Origin of the sequence: Serratia sp. 2C06 (assembly GCF_050037615.1) — a bacterium.
Classification (GTDB): domain Bacteria; phylum Pseudomonadota; class Gammaproteobacteria; order Enterobacterales; family Enterobacteriaceae; genus Serratia; species Serratia ureilytica.
Map to the genome: position 1 here is coordinate 790,922 of NZ_CP188299.1, position 18,889 is coordinate 809,810.

The window sequence follows — 18,889 nt, forward strand, 5'->3', positions numbered from 1 at the left end:
GCAATGAGAGAAGATTATGTCCAACCATGACCAATTGCACCGTTACCTGTTTGAAAACTACGCGGTGCGCGGCGAGCTGGTTACCGTCAGCGAAACCTATCAGCAGATCCTGAACAACCACGACTACCCGGCGCCGGTGCAAAAACTGCTGGGCGAGCTGCTGGTCGCCACCAGTCTGCTGACCGCAACCCTGAAGTTCGACGGCGACATCACCGTTCAGCTGCAAGGCGACGGCCCGCTGAAGCTGGCGGTGATCAACGGCAACAACCGCCAGGAGATGCGCGGCGTTGCGCGCACCCAGGCGCCTATCGCTGACGACAGCACCCTGCATCAGATGATCGGCAACGGCGTCATGGTCATCACCATTTCCCCAACGGAAGGCGAACGCTATCAGGGCGTGGTCGGTCTGGAAGGGGAAACGCTGGCCGAATGCCTGGAAGCCTACTTCCGCCAGTCTGAACAGTTGCCGACCCGCCTGTTCATCCGCACCGGCGAAGCGGAAGGCAATGCCGCGGCGGCCGGCATGCTGCTGCAGGTGCTGCCGGCGCAAGACGGCAACCTCGATGATTTCGATCACCTGGTGCAACTGACCAACACGGTCAAAAGCGAAGAGCTGTTCGGCCTGCCGGCCAACGAGGTGCTGTACCGTCTGTATCATCAGGAAGAAGTCACCCTGTATGAACCGCAGGACGTGCAATTCCGTTGTACCTGTTCACGCCAGCGTTGCGCCGACGCGCTGCTGACGCTGCCGACCGACGAAGTGGCGGACATGCTGGAGCAGGACGGCAATATCGACATGCACTGCGACTACTGCGGCAGCCACTATGTCTTTGACCCGGTTGATGTTGCCGCGTTGTATGCGGGCAACGCCGGCGAAAGCGATCGGTTGCACTAAGTCACACCCTCTCGGCGGGCGCGCCCGGCGCCCGCCAAGCCCCGCCGTTTGCACGTTTGCTTTTTTCCGTGTGCTATCTCTCAGATCGTAACGAAATACCGCCTAAAACGTTAAATATTTGATACCCATCGCGGTTACGCACCGTTAGATCCCTACAATTGCCGCCAGAAATTCTGTGACCAAGGAGTAGTAACATGCGCGTTAAAGGTATAACCCCTCAGGATCTGGCCGCTTACGGCATTCACGACGTCAGCGAAATCGTTCACAACCCGAGCTATGAACTGCTGTTTAAGGAAGAAACAGACCCATCTCTGGAAGGTTTTGAGCGTGGGGTAGTCACCAAGCTGGGTGCCGTCTCCGTCGATACCGGCATCTTCACCGGCCGTTCGCCGAAAGACAAATACATCGTCCGTGACGACATCACCCGCGATACCGTGTGGTGGGCCGATCAGGGCAAAGGCAAAAACGACAACAAACCTCTCAGCCCGGAAGTCTGGGCCGATCTGAAACACCTGGTCACCGAGCAACTGTCCGGCAAGCGCCTGTTCGTGGTGGATACCTTCTGCGGCGCCAACGCCGACTCGCGCCTGAAAGTGCGTTTCATCACCGAGGTGGCCTGGCAGGCGCACTTCGTGAAAAACATGTTCATCCGCCCGAGCGACGAAGAGCTGGCAGACTTCGAGCCGGACTTCGTGGTGATGAACGGCGCCAAATGCACCAACCCGAACTGGCAGCAGCAAGGCCTGAACTCGGAGAACTTCGTCGCCTTCAACCTGACCGAGCGCATGCAGCTGATCGGCGGCACCTGGTACGGCGGCGAAATGAAGAAAGGCATGTTCTCGATGATGAACTACCTGCTGCCGCTGAAAGGCATCGCCTCGATGCACTGCTCGGCCAACGTGGGCGAGAAAGGCGACGTGGCGGTGTTCTTCGGCCTGTCCGGCACCGGCAAGACCACCCTCTCCACCGATCCTAAGCGTCAGCTGATCGGCGATGACGAGCACGGCTGGGACGACGACGGCGTGTTCAACTTCGAAGGCGGTTGCTACGCCAAGACCATCAAGCTGTCTGAAGAAGCCGAGCCGGACATCTACCACGCCATCAAACGCGATGCGCTGCTGGAAAACGTCACCGTGTTGGCCGACGGCAGCATCGACTTCAACGACGGTTCGAAAACCGAGAATACCCGCGTTTCTTACCCGATCTACCATATCCAGAACATCGTCAAGCCGGTGTCCAAGGCGGGTCACGCCACCAAGGTGATCTTCCTGACCGCCGACGCCTTCGGCGTGCTGCCGCCGGTATCGCGCCTGACCGCCAACCAGACTCAGTACCACTTCCTGTCCGGCTTCACCGCCAAGCTGGCCGGCACCGAGCGCGGCGTGACCGAGCCGACGCCAACCTTCTCCGCCTGCTTCGGCGCCGCATTCCTGTCGCTGCACCCGACGCAGTACGCCGAAGTGCTGGTGAAACGCATGCAGGCCGCCGGCGCCCAGGCTTACCTGGTCAACACCGGCTGGAACGGCACCGGCAAACGCATCTCGATCAAAGATACGCGCGGCATCATCGACGCCATCCTGAGCGGTGAAATCGACAAGGCGGAAACCGTTACCCTGCCTATCTTCGATCTGGCGATGCCGACCGCGCTGCCTGGCGTGAACCCGGAGATCCTCGATCCACGCAACACCTACGCCAGCCTCGAGCAGTGGCAGGAAAAAGCGCAGGATCTGGCCGAGCGCTTCATCACCAACTTCGACAAATACACCGACACGCCTGCGGGCGCCGCGCTGGTCAGCGCCGGCCCGAAGCTGTAATTCGGTAGCGTTACCTCTTCAGCTAAGGCGCGGATCCCGCGCCTTTTTTTATTTCAATTGATTGCTTTTTAACCGGCGAGACGAGAGAATAAGTCAATGCAATCATTGATAGCAAAGGAGGTTTCAATGGCTACTATCACCGTCAGAAATCTGGACGACGAAATCAAAGAGCTGCTGCGTATCTCAGCGGCGAAAAACGGCCATTCCATGGAAGAGGAAGCGCGCATGATCCTGAAACAGGCGCTGGTGAAAAAGCCGCCGCGCTATGGATTGGGTACCTGGATGCATCAGCACTTCGCCGAATTCGGCGGCGTTGAGCTGGAGATCCCACCGCGTGACGCCGTGCCGCCACGCATCGTCACCTTTGATGATGAAGATGACAACGCATGATCATTATCGACACCGACGTCATTTCAGAAACGCTGCGTCCCAGCCCGTACTACAACGTCATTAACTGGTTAAATGAAAAGGACAATGACGAGCTCTATCTCAGCGCCATTGTCCTCGCCGAACTGTTCAGCGGCGTGGCCTGCATGCCTGACGGCAAACGCCAGCGGGATCTCAAGCTGAAATTGGCGGACGCCATTGAATTGAAGTTCGAGGGGCAGATATTGCCGTTTGATGGGCTGTGCGCGATGCAATACGCGGAATTGACGGCAAGGAATCGGCTGTTGGGTAAAGCGATGAGCGTGCCCGATACCCAAATCGCCGCCACCTGCCTGCATTACGGCGCCGCCCTGGCCACCCGCAATACCAAAGACTTCCTCCACTGCGGCATCGAATTAATCGATCCGTGGCAGGCGCCGACCGGCCGCCGGTTGCATGAGGATGCGGCGGAATACTACGTGATGAGCAGAAAGTCCTGACGGGGCCGCAGCGGCGCGGCCCACATCAGAGGTCAGGCGGTTTCCCTGGCCGTTTGATGGCCGTTGGTCGACTCTTTTTTCTCCATCGGCAACGGAATATAAGCGCGGATCAATAGCCCGCCGCGCTCGCTGGTGCCGATATCCAGTTCGCCATCATGCGCGTCGATAATACGCTGCACGATCGCCAGCCCCAGGCCTGTGCCGCTGGTGCTGCGCGCGCTGTCACCGCGCACGAACGGCTGCAGCAGGTGCTTCAACTCGTCCGGCTTGATGCCCGGGCCGTCATCTTCCACCTGGAACCAGCCGCGCTGCAGCTCACGGCCGCTGCTGACCTTGATCCAGCCGTTGCCGTAACGCGCCGCGTTCACCACCATATTCACCGCCGCCCGTTTAATCGACAGCGGATGCACGTTCATCATCAGCTCGCCCGGCGACAGCGCGGTTTCAATCACCCGCTCATAGCCGCTCTCGGCCGCGACCACTTCGCCTAAAATGGCGTTCAGATCGCTGCTTTCGGTCGGCATTTCCTGCCCGGTGCGCAGATAATCGATGAACTGCTCAATGATGGCGTTGCACTCTTCGATGTCTTTATTGATCGACTCGGCCAGATAGCCGTCTTCGGCGCTCATCATCTCCGTCGCCAGGCGGATGCGCGTCAACGGCGTGCGCAGGTCGTGGCTGACTCCGGCCATCAGCAAAGTGCGGTCATCCGCCAGCTGTTTGACGCCCGACGCCATCTGATTGAATGCGCGAGTCACCGACCGCACTTCGGAAGCGCCATACTCGCGCAGCGGCGGCGGAATAATGCCCTTGCCCACCTGCAGCGCCGCATGTTCCAGCTCCACCAGCGGGCGGTTTTGAATACGAATAAACAGCCAGGCGCCGCCGATCGCGAGCAGCATAATCGCCAGCGTATAGCGGAACAGCGGCGAGAAATCGCCCTGGTGGATTTCCGTCAGCGGCACGCGCACCCAGATATCGGGCTGCAGCCAGGTTTTCAGCCACACCACCGGGGAGTTCTTGTTCACCTCCACCCGCACATCGGTCGGCCCGCCGAGCTGCTGCGCCATCTGCTGGCTGAGGAACTGGTAGTGCTGCGCCCAGCGCAGGCCGCTCTCCTCCGCCGCCGAGTTGGTGTAGAGAGAGATGCCCAGTTCGCGGTAGATCTCACGGCGGAACGCCGGCGGCACCTCCAGCAGCGTGCCGTCCTCCAGCTGCAGCCGATCGGTCATCAGCATACGCACTTCGTAGGCCAATACCTTGTTGAACTGCTGCAGGCTGGGCAGGATGGCGAAGTTCAGCACCACCAGATAGGTCGTCACCAGGCTGACGAACAGCAAGGTGACGATCAACAACAGGGTTCGGGCAAACGAGCTACGCGGTGAAAAGCGCAATCGCCTCATGCCTTACTGCCGTCCGGGACGAAGACGTAGCCGAGACCCCACACGGTCTGGATATAACGCGGATGCGCCGGATCTTCTTCAACCATACGGCGCAGACGAGAGATCTGCACGTCGATGGAGCGTTCCATGGCGCTGTATTCGCGGCCACGCGCCAGGTTCATCAGCTTATCGCGCGACAGCGGTTCACGCGGGTGGCTGACCAGCGCCTTCAGTACCGCGAACTCGCCGCTGGTCAACGGCATCGGCTCGTCTTCGCGGAACATCTCGCGGGTGCCGAGGTTCAGTTTGAATTTGCCGAAAGCGATCACCGCTTCTTCCTGCGAAGGCGCGCCCGGCAGTTCGTTCGCCTGACGGCGCAGCACCGCGCGGATACGAGCCAACAGCTCACGCGGGTTGAACGGTTTAGGAATGTAGTCGTCGGCGCCGATTTCCAGGCCCACGATGCGATCGACCTCTTCGCCTTTCGCGGTGACCATAATGATCGGCATCGGGTTGCTCTGGCTGCGCAGACGGCGGCAGATGGACAGGCCGTCTTCGCCCGGCAACATCAGATCGAGCACCATCAAATGGAAGGATTCACGAGTCAGCAAGCGATCCATTTGCTCAGCGTTGGCAACGCTGCGAACCTGGAAGCCCTGCTCGGTTAAATAACGTTCTAAAAGCGCGCGCAGGCGCATGTCATCATCGACAACCAGGATCTTATGATTCTCTTGCATGGTATTACTCCCAAAGGCTTTATTGCCTGACTCGAATATTGTTAGAAAACCTTGCCATTTGAGACAGCGTTTAATGGTATGTATTCTAGACGAAATTGTTACAAAGCTTATTCTTTTCCCCATTTATCAACAATTTTCAGTGAATGTCGACGGGGGTTCGTCAAAATTTCGCCCTTTATCGGCGCAATGTGGGGCGACGGCCCAATATTGTGCAATTTCGCCACCGGGAAGCGCCCGGTGGCGTTCAGCTGTCGGGTCAGGAAGTTTGCAGGAAACGCGCCAGCTGCCTGCGCAGCTGTCGGTTCTCTTGCTGTAGCGCATCAACCCGGTCGAGCAGCGTCAGCGCCATGGCGATCCCCGGCCAGTCCAGATCCAGCTCCGCCCGCAGCCTGCGTGCGCGCTGCAGATGGCTCAGCGCCGGATAATCAAACTCCCAGCGTGGCTGCGCCGGCTCCAGCGGCACGATAACGCCCAGGCCGACGATCTCGACCAGCTCGTCCTCGGAAATCTCCACCCTCTGACACAATTCCACCACGGTGAAAGTGATCTCTTTTTTCATCATCTGCTTTACTCCCATTCCGCGCGCGGGTTGAACGCCGCCTGTTCAGCCAGTTCCCGCCACAGGGCACTGGCCTTCTCGTTCGGCTTCGGCGGCATCACCACCTTGAGAATAACGTACAGGTCACCGGGCTCTTTCTTGCCCGCCAGCCCTTTGCCTTTGACCCGCAGCCGTTTGCCGCTCTGGCTGCCGGCCGGCACGGTCAGCGCGATTTTGCCGGTCAGCGTCGGCACCTCAATGCTGGCGCCGAGCGCCGCTTCCCACGGAGCGAGCGGCGCCACGATGCTCAGGTTGTGGCCGTCTATCTCAAACAGCGGGTGCGGCGCGAGGCGGATAACCAGATACAGGTCGCCGTTCTGGCCGCCGCCCACGCCGGCAACGCCCTGCCCCTTGAGGCGAATGCGCTCGCCGTCGCCCACGCCGGCCGGAATTTTCACGTTCAGCGTCTTGCTGGCTTCGCTTACCTGCCGCCCCAGTTCGTCGTACACCGGCAGCTTGTAGGAAATCTCGCGGCTTTGACCATGCAGCGTTTCCTCGAGGAACAGCGGCACCTCCATCTCCAGATCCTGGCCGCGGAAGCCATGCCCGCCGTGCGAGTGCGAAGCGGAACGGTGCCCGCCCGCCGCCCGCCCGCCGAACATGCTCTCGAAGAAGTCGGAGAAGTCTTGCGCGTCGGCGCCGCCGCCGTGCCATGAGGCGCTCTGCTGATAGCCGCCGCGATCGCCGCGCGCCTGGCGGCCAAAGTTCGGATCGTTGCGATGCAGCCGGATCTGATCGTACTCGGCGCGGCGCTCGTCGTCCTTCAGTACCTCATAGGCTTCGGCCAGTTCCTTGAACTTGCTCTCGGCGTCGTCTTCGGTGCTCACGTCAGGGTGATATTTACGCGCCAGCCGGCGGTAGGCCGTTTTGATGGTTTTCAGATCGGCGTTGGGCTCAACGCCCATCGTGGCGTAGTAATCTTTAAATTCCATGCGGTAATACCTTCAATGTGTTGGGTTGTGCGCCAAAATTCCTTGTCTCTCTCGCCAGATATCCTCCTTTCGTCACATTCTTTTTCCGCTATCGCTAAGCATACTCCCGATTGTTAAAAGCTGCGCAAACTGAATAAAAACCGTGCGACAAGGCGCAGGCCCGCGCGCCATTTTTAAAGCCCTCCGCATTCACGTACACTGTGGCGGTGGCCCCATAAAGATAAATCACGATGAGAACTCAACTGATAACCCGTGAAGGGTATGACAAGCTCAAACAAGAGCTGGATTACCTGTGGCGCGAAGAACGCCCCGAGGTGACCAAGAAAGTGACCTGGGCCGCCAGCCTGGGCGACAGAAGCGAAAACGCCGATTACCAATACAACAAGAAGCGGCTGCGCGAGATCGATCGCCGCGTCCGCTATCTGACCAAATGCCTGGAGCAGTTGAAGATCGTCGATTACTCCCCGCAGCAGGAAGGCAAAGTGTTCTTCGGGGCCTGGGTGGAGGTGGAGAATGACGACGGCGAGATCAAACGTTTTCGCATCGTCGGCTACGACGAGATTTTCGGCCGCAAGGATTACATCTCCATCGATGCGCCGATGGCGCGCGCCCTGCTGAAAAAAGAGGTCGGGGACGTCGCCACCGTCAATACCCCGCTGGGCGAGGCGCAGTGGTACGTTAACGAGATAAACTACCCGAAGTAAGCTTTCAGCTTTTTCCGAACCGCCGCCAACGCCGCCGCCTGAGCTGTTCTCCACGCCGCGGCCGCGCGGCGGCGGCCCGCTCCGCTGGCATTTTCCGCGATCAATCCGTATAACTGTCCCCTGTTTATTCACCGTTCTCAATACAGATACCAGACCTATGAATGACCCACTGAGCCGCATTATTGCAACAGAACTGCAGGCCCGGCCGGAGCAAGTCGACTCCGCCATCCGTCTGCTGGATGAAGGTAATACCGTGCCCTTTATTGCACGCTATCGTAAGGAAGTCACCGGGGGCCTGGACGACACCCAACTGCGCCAGCTGGAAACCCGCCTGGGTTATCTGCGTGAACTGGAAGATCGTCGTCAGACCATCCTGAAGTCGATCGATGAACAGGGCAAACTGACCGAACAACTGGCGGGGGCGATCAACGCCACGCTGAGCAAGACCGAACTCGAAGACCTCTACCTGCCGTACAAACCCAAGCGCCGCACCCGTGGCCAGATCGCCATCGAAGCCGGTCTGGAACCGCTGGCGGACACGCTGTGGCAGGATCCGCAACAGCAGCCGGAACAGCTGGCTGAACGCTACGTCGACGCCGAGAAGGGCGTGGCGGACGTGAAAGCCGCCCTCGACGGCGCGCGCTATATCCTGATGGAGCGCTTCGCCGAAGACGCCGCGCTGCTGGCCAAGGTGCGCGACTACCTGTGGAAAAACGCCCATCTGGTCTCCAAAGTGGTCGAGGGCAAGGAAGACGAAGGCGCCAAGTTCCGCGACTACTTCGATCACCACGAACCGATTTCCCAGGTGCCTTCGCACCGCGCGCTGGCGATGTTCCGCGGCCGCAACGAAGGTGTGCTGCAGCTGGCGCTGAACGCCGATCCGCAGTTTGAGGAAGCGCCGCGCGAAAGCCAGGCGGAGCTGATCATCATCAATCACCTCAATCTGCGCCTGAACAACGCTCCGGCCGACGCCTGGCGCAAGGCGGTGGTCAACTGGACCTGGCGCATCAAGGTGCTGCTGCACCTGGAAACCGAACTGATGGGCACGGTGCGCGAACGCGCGGAGGATGAAGCGATCAACGTCTTCGCCCGCAACATGCATGATCTGTTGATGGCCGCGCCGGCCGGCATGCGAGCCACCATGGGCCTCGATCCGGGCCTGCGCACCGGGGTGAAAGTCGCCGTGGTCGACGCGACCGGCAAACTGGTGGCCACCGACACCGTCTATCCGCACACCGGGCAAGCGGCCAAAGCCGCCGCCATCGTCGCGGCGCTGTGCATCAAACACAACGTGGAGCTGGTGGCGATCGGCAACGGCACCGCTTCACGTGAAACCGAGCGTTTCTATCTCGACCTGCAAAAGCAGTTCAGCGACGTCCGGGCGCAAAAAGTGATCGTCAGCGAAGCGGGCGCGTCGGTGTATTCCGCGTCCGAACTGGCGGCGCAGGAGTTCCCGGATCTCGACGTGTCGCTGCGCGGCGCGGTGTCCATCGCCCGTCGTCTGCAGGATCCGCTGGCGGAGCTGGTGAAGATCGACCCGAAATCCATCGGCGTCGGCCAGTATCAGCACGACGTCAGCCAGAGCCAGCTGGCGAAAAAGCTGGACTCGGTGGTGGAAGACTGCGTGAACGCCGTCGGCGTCGATCTGAACACCGCTTCGGTGCCGTTGCTGACCCGCGTGGCCGGCCTGACGCGCATGATGGCGCAGAATATCGTCAACTGGCGCGACGAGAACGGCCGCTTCAGCAACCGTGAACAGCTGCTGAAAGTCAGCCGTCTGGGGCCGAAAGCGTTCGAACAGTGCGCCGGCTTCCTGCGCATCAACCACGGCGACAACCCGCTGGATGCCTCTACCGTCCACCCGGAAGCCTACCCGGTGGTGCAGCGCATTCTGGCCGCCACCGAGCAGGCGCTGCAGGATCTGATGGGCAACGCCTCGGCGGTGCGCAGCCTGAAAGCGGTCGATTTCACCGACGACAAGTTCGGCGTGCCGACGGTCACCGACATCCTGAAAGAGCTGGAGAAGCCGGGCCGCGACCCGCGTCCTGAGTTCAAAACCGCCACCTTTGCCGAAGGCGTGGAAACCCTCAACGATCTGCAGCCGGGCATGATCCTGGAAGGGTCGGTCACTAACGTCACCAACTTCGGCGCCTTCGTGGATATCGGCGTGCATCAGGACGGTCTGGTGCACATCTCCTCGCTGGCGGACAAGTTCGTCGAAGATCCGCACACCGTGGTGAAGGCCGGCGACATCGTCAAAGTGAAGGTGATGGAAGTCGATCTGCAGCGGAAACGCATCGCGCTGAGCATGCGCCTGGATGAGCAACCGGGCGAAGGCTCGCCGCGCCGCGGCGGCAACGCGCCTGCACAGGCGCGCGACAACGCCAACCGTTCGGCAGGCGGCAACAAGGCCAAACCGCGCAATGCGACGCCGGCCGGCAACAGCGCCATGGGCGACGCGCTGGCAGCGGCGTTCGGCAAGAAACGCTAAGCCAGAGCCAACAGGGCGGAGCCTGCTCCGCCCTTTCTGATGAATAAAACTTGCGGCATTTCTTGACCCGTCTCAATAAACCATCATCTTTTTATTTCCCGTTCCTGCGTGACCGCCCTCCCATTATTCAGGCAACAAAAATGCCTCCTGCAGCCATTTATTAACAACTTCGTTAACACGCATTTTTCATCTCGCGAATTGTGAGAGAAACACAAATGGTTACCGCTCGCATTACGGCGGAATAATGTTATCGAATTGCCTTTCAGCGGAAATAAATAAAGGGAAAAAGCCATCGATATTTGCAAATGAGAAAACTCGGCTACAAATACGTAACTGATTTAACTCACCATTCTCATTTGTCGCCGCGTATAAGCGGTGGTAAAACGGGGATTATCAAGGGGACCAGCCAAAAAGCGGCCGCCGCCAAAATAATTGGTTACAATACCCTTACTTTTTGTATTGAACGCGATAATGATAATTACTATTATTTTCGCTCACTTTATTGCATGACCTTATGGATGAATACCGCCGACGGCGTGGCATTTTCGCCGGCAACGTCCAATTATCATCAGCCCGATGCTCATCGGCACCCGGAAGGTTAATGACATGCAGCTTCAACCTAAACGCACATATAAGATTGTCGGCTTTTCCAGCGAGATTGCGCCGGCCTACCGCCAAAAATTGTTATCGCTCGGCATGCTGCCCGGCTCTTCGTTCGACGTGGTGCGCGTCGCGCCGCTGGGCGATCCGATAGAAATTAAAACCCGCCGCGTCAGCCTGGTGCTGCGCAGGAAGGATTTGGCGCTGCTGCAGCTCGACGGCCAGCCCTGAGCCGGCGCGCCCTCCGTTTGCCGGTGCGCCTTTGCGCCGGCGCTGTTCTCCTTGAAGACGACACGCAGAACTATGAAAAAACTCACCATCGGCTTAATCGGCAACCCGAACTCCGGCAAAACCACGCTGTTCAACCAACTGACCGGCGCGCGCCAGCGGGTCGGCAACTGGGCGGGCGTGACGGTCGAACGCAAGGAAGGCCATTTCACCACCCCGCAGTCCGACGTGCGGCTGGTCGATTTGCCCGGCACCTACTCCCTGACCACCATTTCGGAGCAGACGTCGCTCGATGAGCAGATCGCCTGCCACTACATTTTGAGCGGCGACGCCGATCTGCTGATCAACGTGGTGGATGCCTCCAACCTGGAACGCAACCTCTACCTGACGCTGCAGCTGCTGGAGCTGGGCATTCCCTGCATCGTGGCGCTCAACATGCTCGACATCGCCAAAAGCCAGCATATCGATATCGACGTCGCCGCTCTGTCGGCGCGCCTCGGTTGCCCGGTAGTGCCGATGGTCTCCACCCGCGCCGATGGCATCGGCGTGCTGAAACAAATGATCGACAATCATCGCATCAACGAACAGCAGGCGCTGGTGAACTACCCGCCGCTGCTGCTGAAAGAGGTCGCCACGCTGAGCGACGCCATGCCGCAAACGCTGCCGGCGGCGCAGCGCCGCTGGCTGGCGTTGCAGATGCTGGAGGGCGACATCTACAGCCACCGTCTGGCCGGCCCCGCCGTGGCGCGGCTGCCAGCGGCCATTCAGGCGCTGCAACAGCAGCAGCAGGAGGACCCGGCGCTGGTGATCGCCGACGCACGCTACCAGTCCATCGCCGCCCTGTGCGACGCGGTCAGCAACTCGCAGCAGGCGATGCCCAACCGCCTGACCGACATGCTGGATAAAGTGATCCTCAACCGCTGGCTGGGCGTACCGATCTTCCTGCTGGTGATGTACCTGATGTTCCTGCTGGCGATCAATATCGGCGGCGCGCTGCAGCCGATCTTCGATATCGGCTCGGCGGCGATCTTCATTCAGGGCATTCAGTGGCTCGGTTACACCCTGCACTTCCCCGACTGGCTGACCGTCTTCCTGGCGCAGGGCGTCGGCGGCGGCATCAACACCGTGCTACCGCTGGTGCCGCAGATCGGCATGATGTACCTGTTCCTGTCGTTCCTGGAAGACTCCGGCTACATGGCGCGCGCGGCGTTCGTGATGGATCGCCTGATGCAGGCGCTCGGGCTGCCGGGCAAATCCTTCGTGCCGCTGATCGTCGGCTTCGGCTGTAACGTGCCGTCCATCATGGGCGCCCGTACGCTGGACGCCCAGCGCGAGCGCCTGATCACCATCATGATGGCGCCGTTCATGTCCTGCGGCGCCCGTCTGGCGATCTTCGCGGTGTTCGCCGCCGCCTTCTTCGGCCAGGACGGCGCTGGGGTGGTGTTCTCGCTGTATATGCTCGGCATCGCGGTGGCGATCCTGACCGGCCTGGTGCTGAAATACACCCTCATGCGCGGCGAAGCCTCGCCGTTCGTGATGGAGCTGCCGGTTTACCACGTGCCGCACCTGAAAAGCCTGCTGCTGCAAACCTGGCAGCGGCTGAAAGGCTTCGTGTTGCGCGCCGGCAAGGTGATCGTGGTCGCCAGCATGTTCATCGGCGGCCTGAACAGCTTCTCGTTCAGCGGCAAAACGGTCGACAACATCAACGACTCCGCGCTGGCCTCGGTCTCCAAGGTGCTGACGCCGCTGCTGCAGCCGATGGGTGTCCACAGCGATAACTGGCAGGCCACCGTCGGCCTGGTGACCGGCGCGATGGCGAAAGAAGTGGTGGTCGGCACGCTGAATACGCTGTACACCGCCGAGCACATCAATAAAGAGGCGTTCGACGCCGCCAACTTCAACCTGCTCGACGAGCTGGGCGGCGCGCTGCAGGAAACCTGGGACGGGCTGAAAAACACCTTCAGCCTGAGCGTGCTCTCCAACCCGATAGAAGCCAGCAAGGGCGACGGCGAGATGGGCGTCGGCTCGATGGGCGTGATGAGCAGCAAATTCGGCTCCGGCATTTCCGCCTACAGCTACCTGATCTTCGTGTTGCTGTACGTGCCTTGCGTCTCGGTGATGGGCGCCATCGCCCGTGAATCGAGCCGCGGCTGGATGACCTTCTCAATCCTGTGGGGGCTGAACGTCGCCTACTCGCTGGCGACGCTGTTCTATCAGGCGGCCACCTTCAACCAACATCCGCAGTACAGCCTGACGGCGATCCTGGCGGTGGTGCTGGTAAACCTGCTGGTGCTGTTCGGCCTGCGCCGGGCGCGCAGCCGCGTCACGGTTCGCCTGGGCAACGCCACGCCGGCGGCCTGCTGTCAGGGCGCCAAAGGGAGCTGCCACTGATGGCCGGGCTGCTGCAGGTGCGCGATGCGTTGGCGCTGCGCGGCAGCGCTCAGGCGCAGCAGCTCAGCCAATCGCTGGCGACGCCGCTGCCGCTGGTGCAGGCGATGCTGGACCGTTTGACGGCGATGGGGAAAGTGGAACGCATCGAACAGGATGACGTCGCCTGTCTGAGCGGCGGCTGCAAAAGCTGCCCGCAGGGCCAGGGGTGCAGCACGGTGTTCTACCGGCTGAAGGCCTGACGTTCAGGGGCGCCGCTGCGGGCGCCCCCTTGCCGTTCAAGGCTTATTGCTTGTCTTTGTAAACTTCGGCGATGGCGCTGAATTTACCGTGTTCGCGGCCCGCCAGGATCACGTAGTATTGACCGCCCTTTTCGTCCGCCAGTTTGGACAGCTCTTCCTTGGCATCCATCGGCGACGTGGTTTCCGCCGTGGTGGTCACGGTGCCGATCTTCTCGTATTTACCCGGATTCTTATCCAGATCTTCCTTGGTCAGCAGGGTTGCCGCCATGGAGCCGAAAGACACCGAACCCAGCACTGCCGCTGCAATAATCATCTTCAATGATTTCATGACACTAACCTCTCAATGGATAATTTATCTGTTATGAAAGCCGTCCAGGATCCATGCGTAGTACTGCAGGCTGCCGCGACATCCTCAGGCCTCGTTGCTTTCCCTGACGGGGCCTGTTTCCCAGAGACGAAACGCCAAAATGAAAATCGCCGCACGCGGTCTTTTCATTTTGCAGCCAACGCATTGACTCACTAAGTATTGAACAGCTTTGTCTTTTATCCACCCGGCAGCGTTTTTTTTCGCGCTCTATCGTGCGTTTTCACGCTGCATTCAATGTGCTGCAATAAACGCTTCGATCATCGTCACAAATTCATCGGGATGAGAGATAAACGGCGCATGGGCGGCTTTAGCCACGATCTGCGACGTGGAGTTCGGCCAGGCGGCGTCGAGCAGCTCGGCGACCTTGCGCGGCACCAGCCCGTCCAGATAGCCGTAGATCCGCAGCAGCGGCAGATTCAACTCCGCCAGCGGCGCGCGCAGATCGGCGGTGCGCAGGATCTCCAACCCGCCGTTCAGTACTTCGACGCTCGGCGTCGGTTGGTTGAGCACCACCGCTTTCAGCTGGCGCGCATCCTGACGCGCGCTCTCGGTGCCCAGCGTCTGCAGCGCCAGAAAACGCTCGACGGTGCGCTGGAAATCCAGGCTTAGCTGGTGCTGGAAACCGCTCAGCACGTCCGGACGGATCCCCGGCCACTCATCGCGGGCGGCAAAGCACGGCGAGGAGGCCACGGTGATAAGCCCGCTGACCCGCTGCGGCTGCATCAGCGCCGCCTGGCTGGCCACCAGCCCGCCGAGCGACCAGCCGAGCCACCAGGCCTGCGGCGGGGCGGCCGCCAGCACGATTTCCGTCATCTGCGCCAGCGACAGGGCGCCGAACCCCTGGCTACGGCCGTACCCCGGCAGATCGACCAGGTGCAGGCGAAAATGCGGCGTCAACCGCGCCTGAATGCAACTCCACACTTCGGCGTTCAATCCCCAGCCGTGCAGCAGCACAAGATCGCGTTCACCTTCACCTATTGTTTGCCAGTACAGCGCTGTCATTGGTTATTGTCCTTTCATGCTTACCCGTCTCGGAGACACTATGCTATCAATCCGCAGCCGCTGTTGGCTATGCCGACAGCCATTGAGCCTGATGCGTCATGGCCTCTGCAGCTGCTGCCTGCGTCACCTGCCGGCCAGACCGCCGTGTTGCCCGCGCTGCGGGCTGCCCGCCGGGGAGACGCGCACGCCCTGCGGCCGCTGCCTGCAACGGCCACCGCCCTGGCAACGGCTGGTGTTCGTCGGCGACTACGTGACGCCGCTCAGCGGCTTGGTAAAAAGGTTCAAGTTCCACCGCGCGCCCGAGCTGGCGCCGGCGCTGGCGCGCCTGATGCTGTTGCGCTGGCAGCAGGCGCGCAGAGAGCAGTATCTGAACAGACCCGACCTGATTTTGGCGGTACCCTTGCATGCAACACGCTGCTGGCGCCGTGGCTATAACCAGAGCGATCTGCTGGCCCGGCCGCTGGCGCGCTGGCTGGGCTGCGCCTACCGGCCCGCCGCCTTGCGCCGGGTGCGCAAAACCGCTCTGCAACAGCGGCTGAGCGCCTCTGCCCGCAGACGCAATCTGCAGCGCGCGTTCGCCTGTACCGTGCCGGTCGCCGGCCGGCATATCGCCCTGGTGGATGACGTGGTGACCACCGGCAGCACCGTCTCGGAGATCGCGGCGCTGCTGCGGCGGCAAGGCGCCGCCTCGGTGCAGATATGGTGCGTTTGCCGCACGTTGTAGTGCCACGGCAATGGGCGTATTATAACCGACTATAGAAGTCAACTATTGAGCTAATGCTATGATCCGTATAACAGATGCTGCACAGGAACACTTTGCCAAACTGCTGGCAAATCAAGAAGAAGGCACCCAAATCCGCGTATTCGTGATCAACCCGGGCACGCCGACGGCCGAATGCGGTGTCTCTTATTGCCCGCCGGACGCGGTAGAAGCGACGGATACCGAACTGAAGTTCGACAAACTGTCCGCCTATGTCGATGAACTGAGCGCGCCGTATCTGGAAGACGCCGAAATCGACTTCGTGACCGACCAGCTGGGTTCTCAGCTGACGCTGAAGGCGCCGAACGCCAAGATGCGCAAGGTCGATGACGACGCGCCGCTGATGGAACGCGTGGAATACGTGCTGCAGTCGCAGATCAACCCACAGCTGGCGGGCCACGGCGGCCGCGTAACGCTGATGGAGATCACCGACGACAACATGGCTATTCTGCAGTTCGGCGGCGGTTGCAACGGCTGTTCGATGGTCGACGTCACGCTGAAAGAAGGCATCGAGAAAGAGCTGCTGCAGAAGTTCCCGGAGCTGAAGGGCGTGCGTGATTTGACCGAGCACCAGCGCGGCGAGCACTCCTACTACTGATACCCTTCTTACTTGAAGTTGCAGCGTTGTTGGCCGCATGCGCGCACCCCAGTCACTTACTTAAGTAAGCTCCTGGGGTTTTACGCACTTGCCGCCTAGCTGCAACGCCAATTAATTCGGGTATCCGTCATTTGGATGGGACTAAAGTTCTCATCCTTTGACCTAATACAACGACACCTCATCGTCACCCCACCGACACCTTGCGTCGGCGCTTGTCCAAATCCTTCAGCAGCCGGTTTATCCGCGGGTCGGCGAACATCTCCTCCAACGTCCGGGTCAGCTTGCGCCGCCAGTTAGGGTACTGATCGCTGGTGCCGGGGATGTTGACCGGATCGGCCATGTCCAGCCAGTCTTCCGGCTGCAGGCCAAGCAAGGCGCTGGCGCTGTCGGCGACATAACGCTGCAGGCCGCGGTTGAGCAGCGGGCTCATGCCGAGCAGCGCCGCCTTCTTGCCCACCTTCTGCGGCACGCAGCCATAACGATGCAATCCATCCAGCAGCCCCTGCTTGGCGCGTTCTCGATCGGCGAACAGCGCCCGCAGGATTTCCGCGTCCGGGTAGAGACCCAACCGGTTGCCGAGCGTCAGATCGTCGCTTTGCCAGTAGCCGCGCAGCGTCGGCAGATCGTGGGTGGTGATGGTCGCCATCGCCTGCACCGGATAGGCCTGCGGCGCGCGGAAATGGTGTTCGCCGTCGCTTTCGAAATAGAGCACTTTGTAGGAATAGACGCCGCTGTCGCGCAGCTTGCCGACGATTTCCACCGGCACCGTACCGAGATCCTCGCCGATCACCATGCAGCGATGGCGCTGGCTTTCCAGCGCCAGCACCGCCAGCAGATCGTCCACCGGATATTTGACGTAGGCGCCGCGATCGGCGGTTTCGCCATACGGGATCCACCACAGCCGCAGCAGCGCCATGACGTGATCGATACGCAGCGCGCCGCAGCTGGTCATGTTGGCGCGCAAAAGATCAATGAACGGCTGATACCCGCGCGCCGCCATCACGTGCGGATCCATCGGCGGCAGGCCCCAGTTTTGCCCCAGCGGGCCCAGAATATCCGGCGGCGCCCCGACCGACGCTTTCAGGCAGTACAGCTCGCGGTCACACCAGGTTTCCGCCCCGCCTTCCGCCACCCCGACCGCCAGATCGCGATACAGGCCGATCGGCATCTGCTGCTGCCTGCTCTGGTCAAAACACTGCGCGAACTGGGTGGCCGCGAGCCACTGCAGCCACAGGTAAAAACGAACCGTTTCCTGGTGTTCAGTGCAGAACTGCCGCACCGCTTCGCTATCCCCCTGCCGATAACGTTCGGGCCAGGCCGGCCAGCCCCACTGGCTGATGTCATCCGCCGCCAAATGGGCATGCAGCGCGTCGAAGGCCGCCTGCCGGTACAGGCTGTCGCCGCCGTCCGTCACGAATTGCTCGAACGCCTGACGCTGCGCGTCGTTTGGCTTGCGCGCCTGAAATACCGGAAACGCCAGCTTCAGCGCCGCCAGTTTCAGCTGCATCACGGCGGTGTAATCCACCCACTCCGCAGCGCGCGCTTTGGCGAGCTGTTTCTGCGTCGCCGGCTTCTGCCACCAGCGCTGCGCCGCGTCGCTGCGCTGGAAATCCTCCACCGCGTTGACGTCGATATACGCCAGGTTCAGCCAGCGGCGCGACGAGGGGCTGTAAGGGCTGGCGCTCTCCGGGTTGGCGGGGTACAGCGCATGGATCGGGTTGAGGCCGACGAAAGCGCCGCCGCGTTCCCCCACCTCTTCCACCATCAGGCGCAGATCGCCGAAATCGCCGATGCCCCAGTTGCGATCGGAACGCAGCGTGTACAGCTGAACGCAGGCGCCCCACAGCTTTTTGCCGGTCAACAAGGCGTCCGGCTCGAAGCAGCGCCTCGGCGCGACGATCACTCGGCATGACCACTGCCGTGCGCCCTGGCTCAGCGTCAATTGGTGGTAACCCGCCGGCAGATCGCCGGGCAGCGTCAGGGTCTTGCGCGCCCCGACGCGCCCCTGCAGGCATTCGCCGTCTTCACGCTGCAGCGCCCACAGGTATTCGCCTTCGCCCGTCGGCGTCAGCGCCAACGGCGCGCCCTGATAGAACACCTTGACCGCCGGTAACGGCGGCGGCGCGGTATCCTGCACCGCATCATCGGCCCACTTCATGGCCGCCAGCAGCTTGCGCTTGGTCTGCGGCTCAATCGCCTGCCGTTTGCCGTGAGCATTGATGAAATCGGCAGCGATCCCCGCCTGCGCTGCCGCCTGATCGATACGCTTGCGATCCATTCGCTCT

Annotated in this window: 19 protein-coding genes; 12 read left to right on the top strand and 7 right to left on the bottom strand. The window is 61.0% G+C overall.

Annotated elements, in window-relative coordinates; all coding sequences use genetic code 11:
* The first annotated feature begins 16 nt into the window (after window positions 1–16).
* The 4 genes from hslO to ACP3TA_RS04300 all read left to right on the top strand — a co-directional run bounded on the left by hslO (window position 17) and on the right by ACP3TA_RS04300 (window position 3,575).
* Entirely contained in the window at window positions 17–895 is an 879-nt protein-coding gene (gene hslO / locus ACP3TA_RS04285) for an Hsp33 family molecular chaperone HslO (RefSeq protein ID WP_033645284.1), read from the top strand.
* Between the two features lie 194 nt (window positions 896–1,089).
* A complete protein-coding gene (pckA, locus tag ACP3TA_RS04290) occupies window positions 1,090–2,709 on the top strand; it encodes a phosphoenolpyruvate carboxykinase (ATP) (protein WP_015379308.1) in 1,620 nt (539 codons plus the stop codon).
* Window positions 2,710–2,835: 126 nt separating this feature from the next.
* Window positions 2,836–3,099 carry a FitA-like ribbon-helix-helix domain-containing protein gene (locus tag ACP3TA_RS04295; protein WP_004930730.1) on the top strand — a complete coding sequence of 88 codons (264 nt, stop codon included), beginning with the start codon at window positions 2,836–2,838 and terminating at the stop codon, window positions 3,097–3,099.
* Window positions 3,096–3,575, top strand: a complete 480-nt coding sequence (locus ACP3TA_RS04300) for a type II toxin-antitoxin system VapC family toxin (RefSeq protein ID WP_033645285.1) — start codon at window positions 3,096–3,098, stop codon at window positions 3,573–3,575. The genes ACP3TA_RS04295 and ACP3TA_RS04300 overlap by 4 nt, the downstream gene beginning before the upstream one ends.
* A gap of 32 nt (window positions 3,576–3,607) precedes the next feature.
* On the opposite strand, the gene envZ is transcribed toward ACP3TA_RS04300, so the two are convergent.
* From envZ to cbpA, 4 genes are all read right to left on the bottom strand, one after another.
* The gene (envZ, locus tag ACP3TA_RS04305; protein WP_033645286.1) at window positions 3,608–4,978 is read right to left on the bottom strand and encodes a two-component system sensor histidine kinase EnvZ; all 1,371 of its coding nucleotides are present in this window, start codon (window positions 4,976–4,978) and stop codon (window positions 3,608–3,610) included.
* Entirely contained in the window at window positions 4,975–5,694 is a 720-nt protein-coding gene (gene ompR, locus ACP3TA_RS04310; RefSeq protein WP_004709363.1) for a two-component system response regulator OmpR, read from the bottom strand. Before ompR ends, envZ begins: the two co-directional genes overlap by 4 nt.
* A 256-nt stretch (window positions 5,695–5,950) precedes the next feature.
* Window positions 5,951–6,256, bottom strand: a complete 306-nt coding sequence (locus ACP3TA_RS04315) for a chaperone modulator CbpM (RefSeq protein ID WP_004930739.1) — start codon at window positions 6,254–6,256, stop codon at window positions 5,951–5,953.
* A 5-nt stretch (window positions 6,257–6,261) separates the two neighbouring features.
* Window positions 6,262–7,224, bottom strand: coding sequence for a curved DNA-binding protein (gene cbpA / locus ACP3TA_RS04320; RefSeq protein ID WP_197760624.1), 963 nt, complete (start codon window positions 7,222–7,224; stop codon window positions 6,262–6,264).
* 230 nt (window positions 7,225–7,454) lie between these two features.
* Between cbpA and greB the strand changes: the two genes are divergently transcribed.
* From greB to ACP3TA_RS04350, 6 genes are all read left to right on the top strand, one after another.
* The gene (greB, locus tag ACP3TA_RS04325) at window positions 7,455–7,928 is read left to right on the top strand and encodes a transcription elongation factor GreB (RefSeq protein ID WP_033645289.1); all 474 of its coding nucleotides are present in this window, start codon (window positions 7,455–7,457) and stop codon (window positions 7,926–7,928) included.
* Window positions 7,929–8,085: 157 nt separating this feature from the next.
* Window positions 8,086–10,419 carry a Tex family protein gene (locus ACP3TA_RS04330; protein ID WP_046687930.1) on the top strand — a complete coding sequence of 778 codons (2,334 nt, stop codon included), beginning with the start codon at window positions 8,086–8,088 and terminating at the stop codon, window positions 10,417–10,419.
* A gap of 305 nt (window positions 10,420–10,724) precedes the next feature.
* On the top strand, window positions 10,725–11,021 hold the full coding sequence (locus ACP3TA_RS04335) for a hypothetical protein (RefSeq protein WP_145957286.1): 297 nt from the start codon (window positions 10,725–10,727) through the stop codon (window positions 11,019–11,021).
* A 4-nt stretch (window positions 11,022–11,025) separates the two neighbouring features.
* Window positions 11,026–11,250, top strand: coding sequence for a ferrous iron transporter A (gene feoA, locus ACP3TA_RS04340; RefSeq protein ID WP_033645291.1), 225 nt, complete (start codon window positions 11,026–11,028; stop codon window positions 11,248–11,250).
* 72 nt (window positions 11,251–11,322) lie between these two features.
* The gene (gene feoB, locus ACP3TA_RS04345) at window positions 11,323–13,638 is read left to right on the top strand and encodes a Fe(2+) transporter permease subunit FeoB (RefSeq protein ID WP_033645292.1); all 2,316 of its coding nucleotides are present in this window, start codon (window positions 11,323–11,325) and stop codon (window positions 13,636–13,638) included.
* A complete protein-coding gene (locus ACP3TA_RS04350) occupies window positions 13,638–13,877 on the top strand; it encodes a FeoC-like transcriptional regulator (RefSeq protein WP_176589538.1) in 240 nt (79 codons plus the stop codon). Before feoB ends, ACP3TA_RS04350 begins: the two co-directional genes overlap by 1 nt.
* Before the next feature lie 43 nt (window positions 13,878–13,920).
* Here ACP3TA_RS04350 and ACP3TA_RS04355 read toward each other — a convergent pair whose 3' ends face one another.
* Entirely contained in the window at window positions 13,921–14,205 is a 285-nt protein-coding gene (locus ACP3TA_RS04355; protein WP_004930765.1) for a YdgH/BhsA/McbA-like domain containing protein, read from the bottom strand.
* Between the two features lie 270 nt (window positions 14,206–14,475).
* On the bottom strand, window positions 14,476–15,246 hold the full coding sequence (gene bioH / locus ACP3TA_RS04360) for a pimeloyl-ACP methyl ester esterase BioH (protein WP_042785508.1): 771 nt from the start codon (window positions 15,244–15,246) through the stop codon (window positions 14,476–14,478).
* A gap of 40 nt (window positions 15,247–15,286) precedes the next feature.
* On the opposite strand from bioH, the gene gntX reads away from it, so the two are divergent.
* Complete coding sequence (gene gntX / locus ACP3TA_RS04365; RefSeq protein WP_069100680.1) at window positions 15,287–15,970, top strand: DNA utilization protein GntX; 684 nt, start codon at window positions 15,287–15,289, stop codon at window positions 15,968–15,970.
* A 58-nt stretch (window positions 15,971–16,028) separates the two neighbouring features.
* Window positions 16,029–16,604 carry a Fe-S biogenesis protein NfuA gene (gene nfuA, locus ACP3TA_RS04370; RefSeq protein WP_004930777.1) on the top strand — a complete coding sequence of 192 codons (576 nt, stop codon included), beginning with the start codon at window positions 16,029–16,031 and terminating at the stop codon, window positions 16,602–16,604.
* A gap of 184 nt (window positions 16,605–16,788) precedes the next feature.
* Here the strand turns inward: nfuA and malQ are convergent, their stop codons facing one another.
* The gene (gene malQ, locus ACP3TA_RS04375) at window positions 16,789–18,882 is read right to left on the bottom strand and encodes a 4-alpha-glucanotransferase (protein WP_197755338.1); all 2,094 of its coding nucleotides are present in this window, start codon (window positions 18,880–18,882) and stop codon (window positions 16,789–16,791) included.
* Window positions 18,883–18,889: the final 7 nt, after the last annotated feature.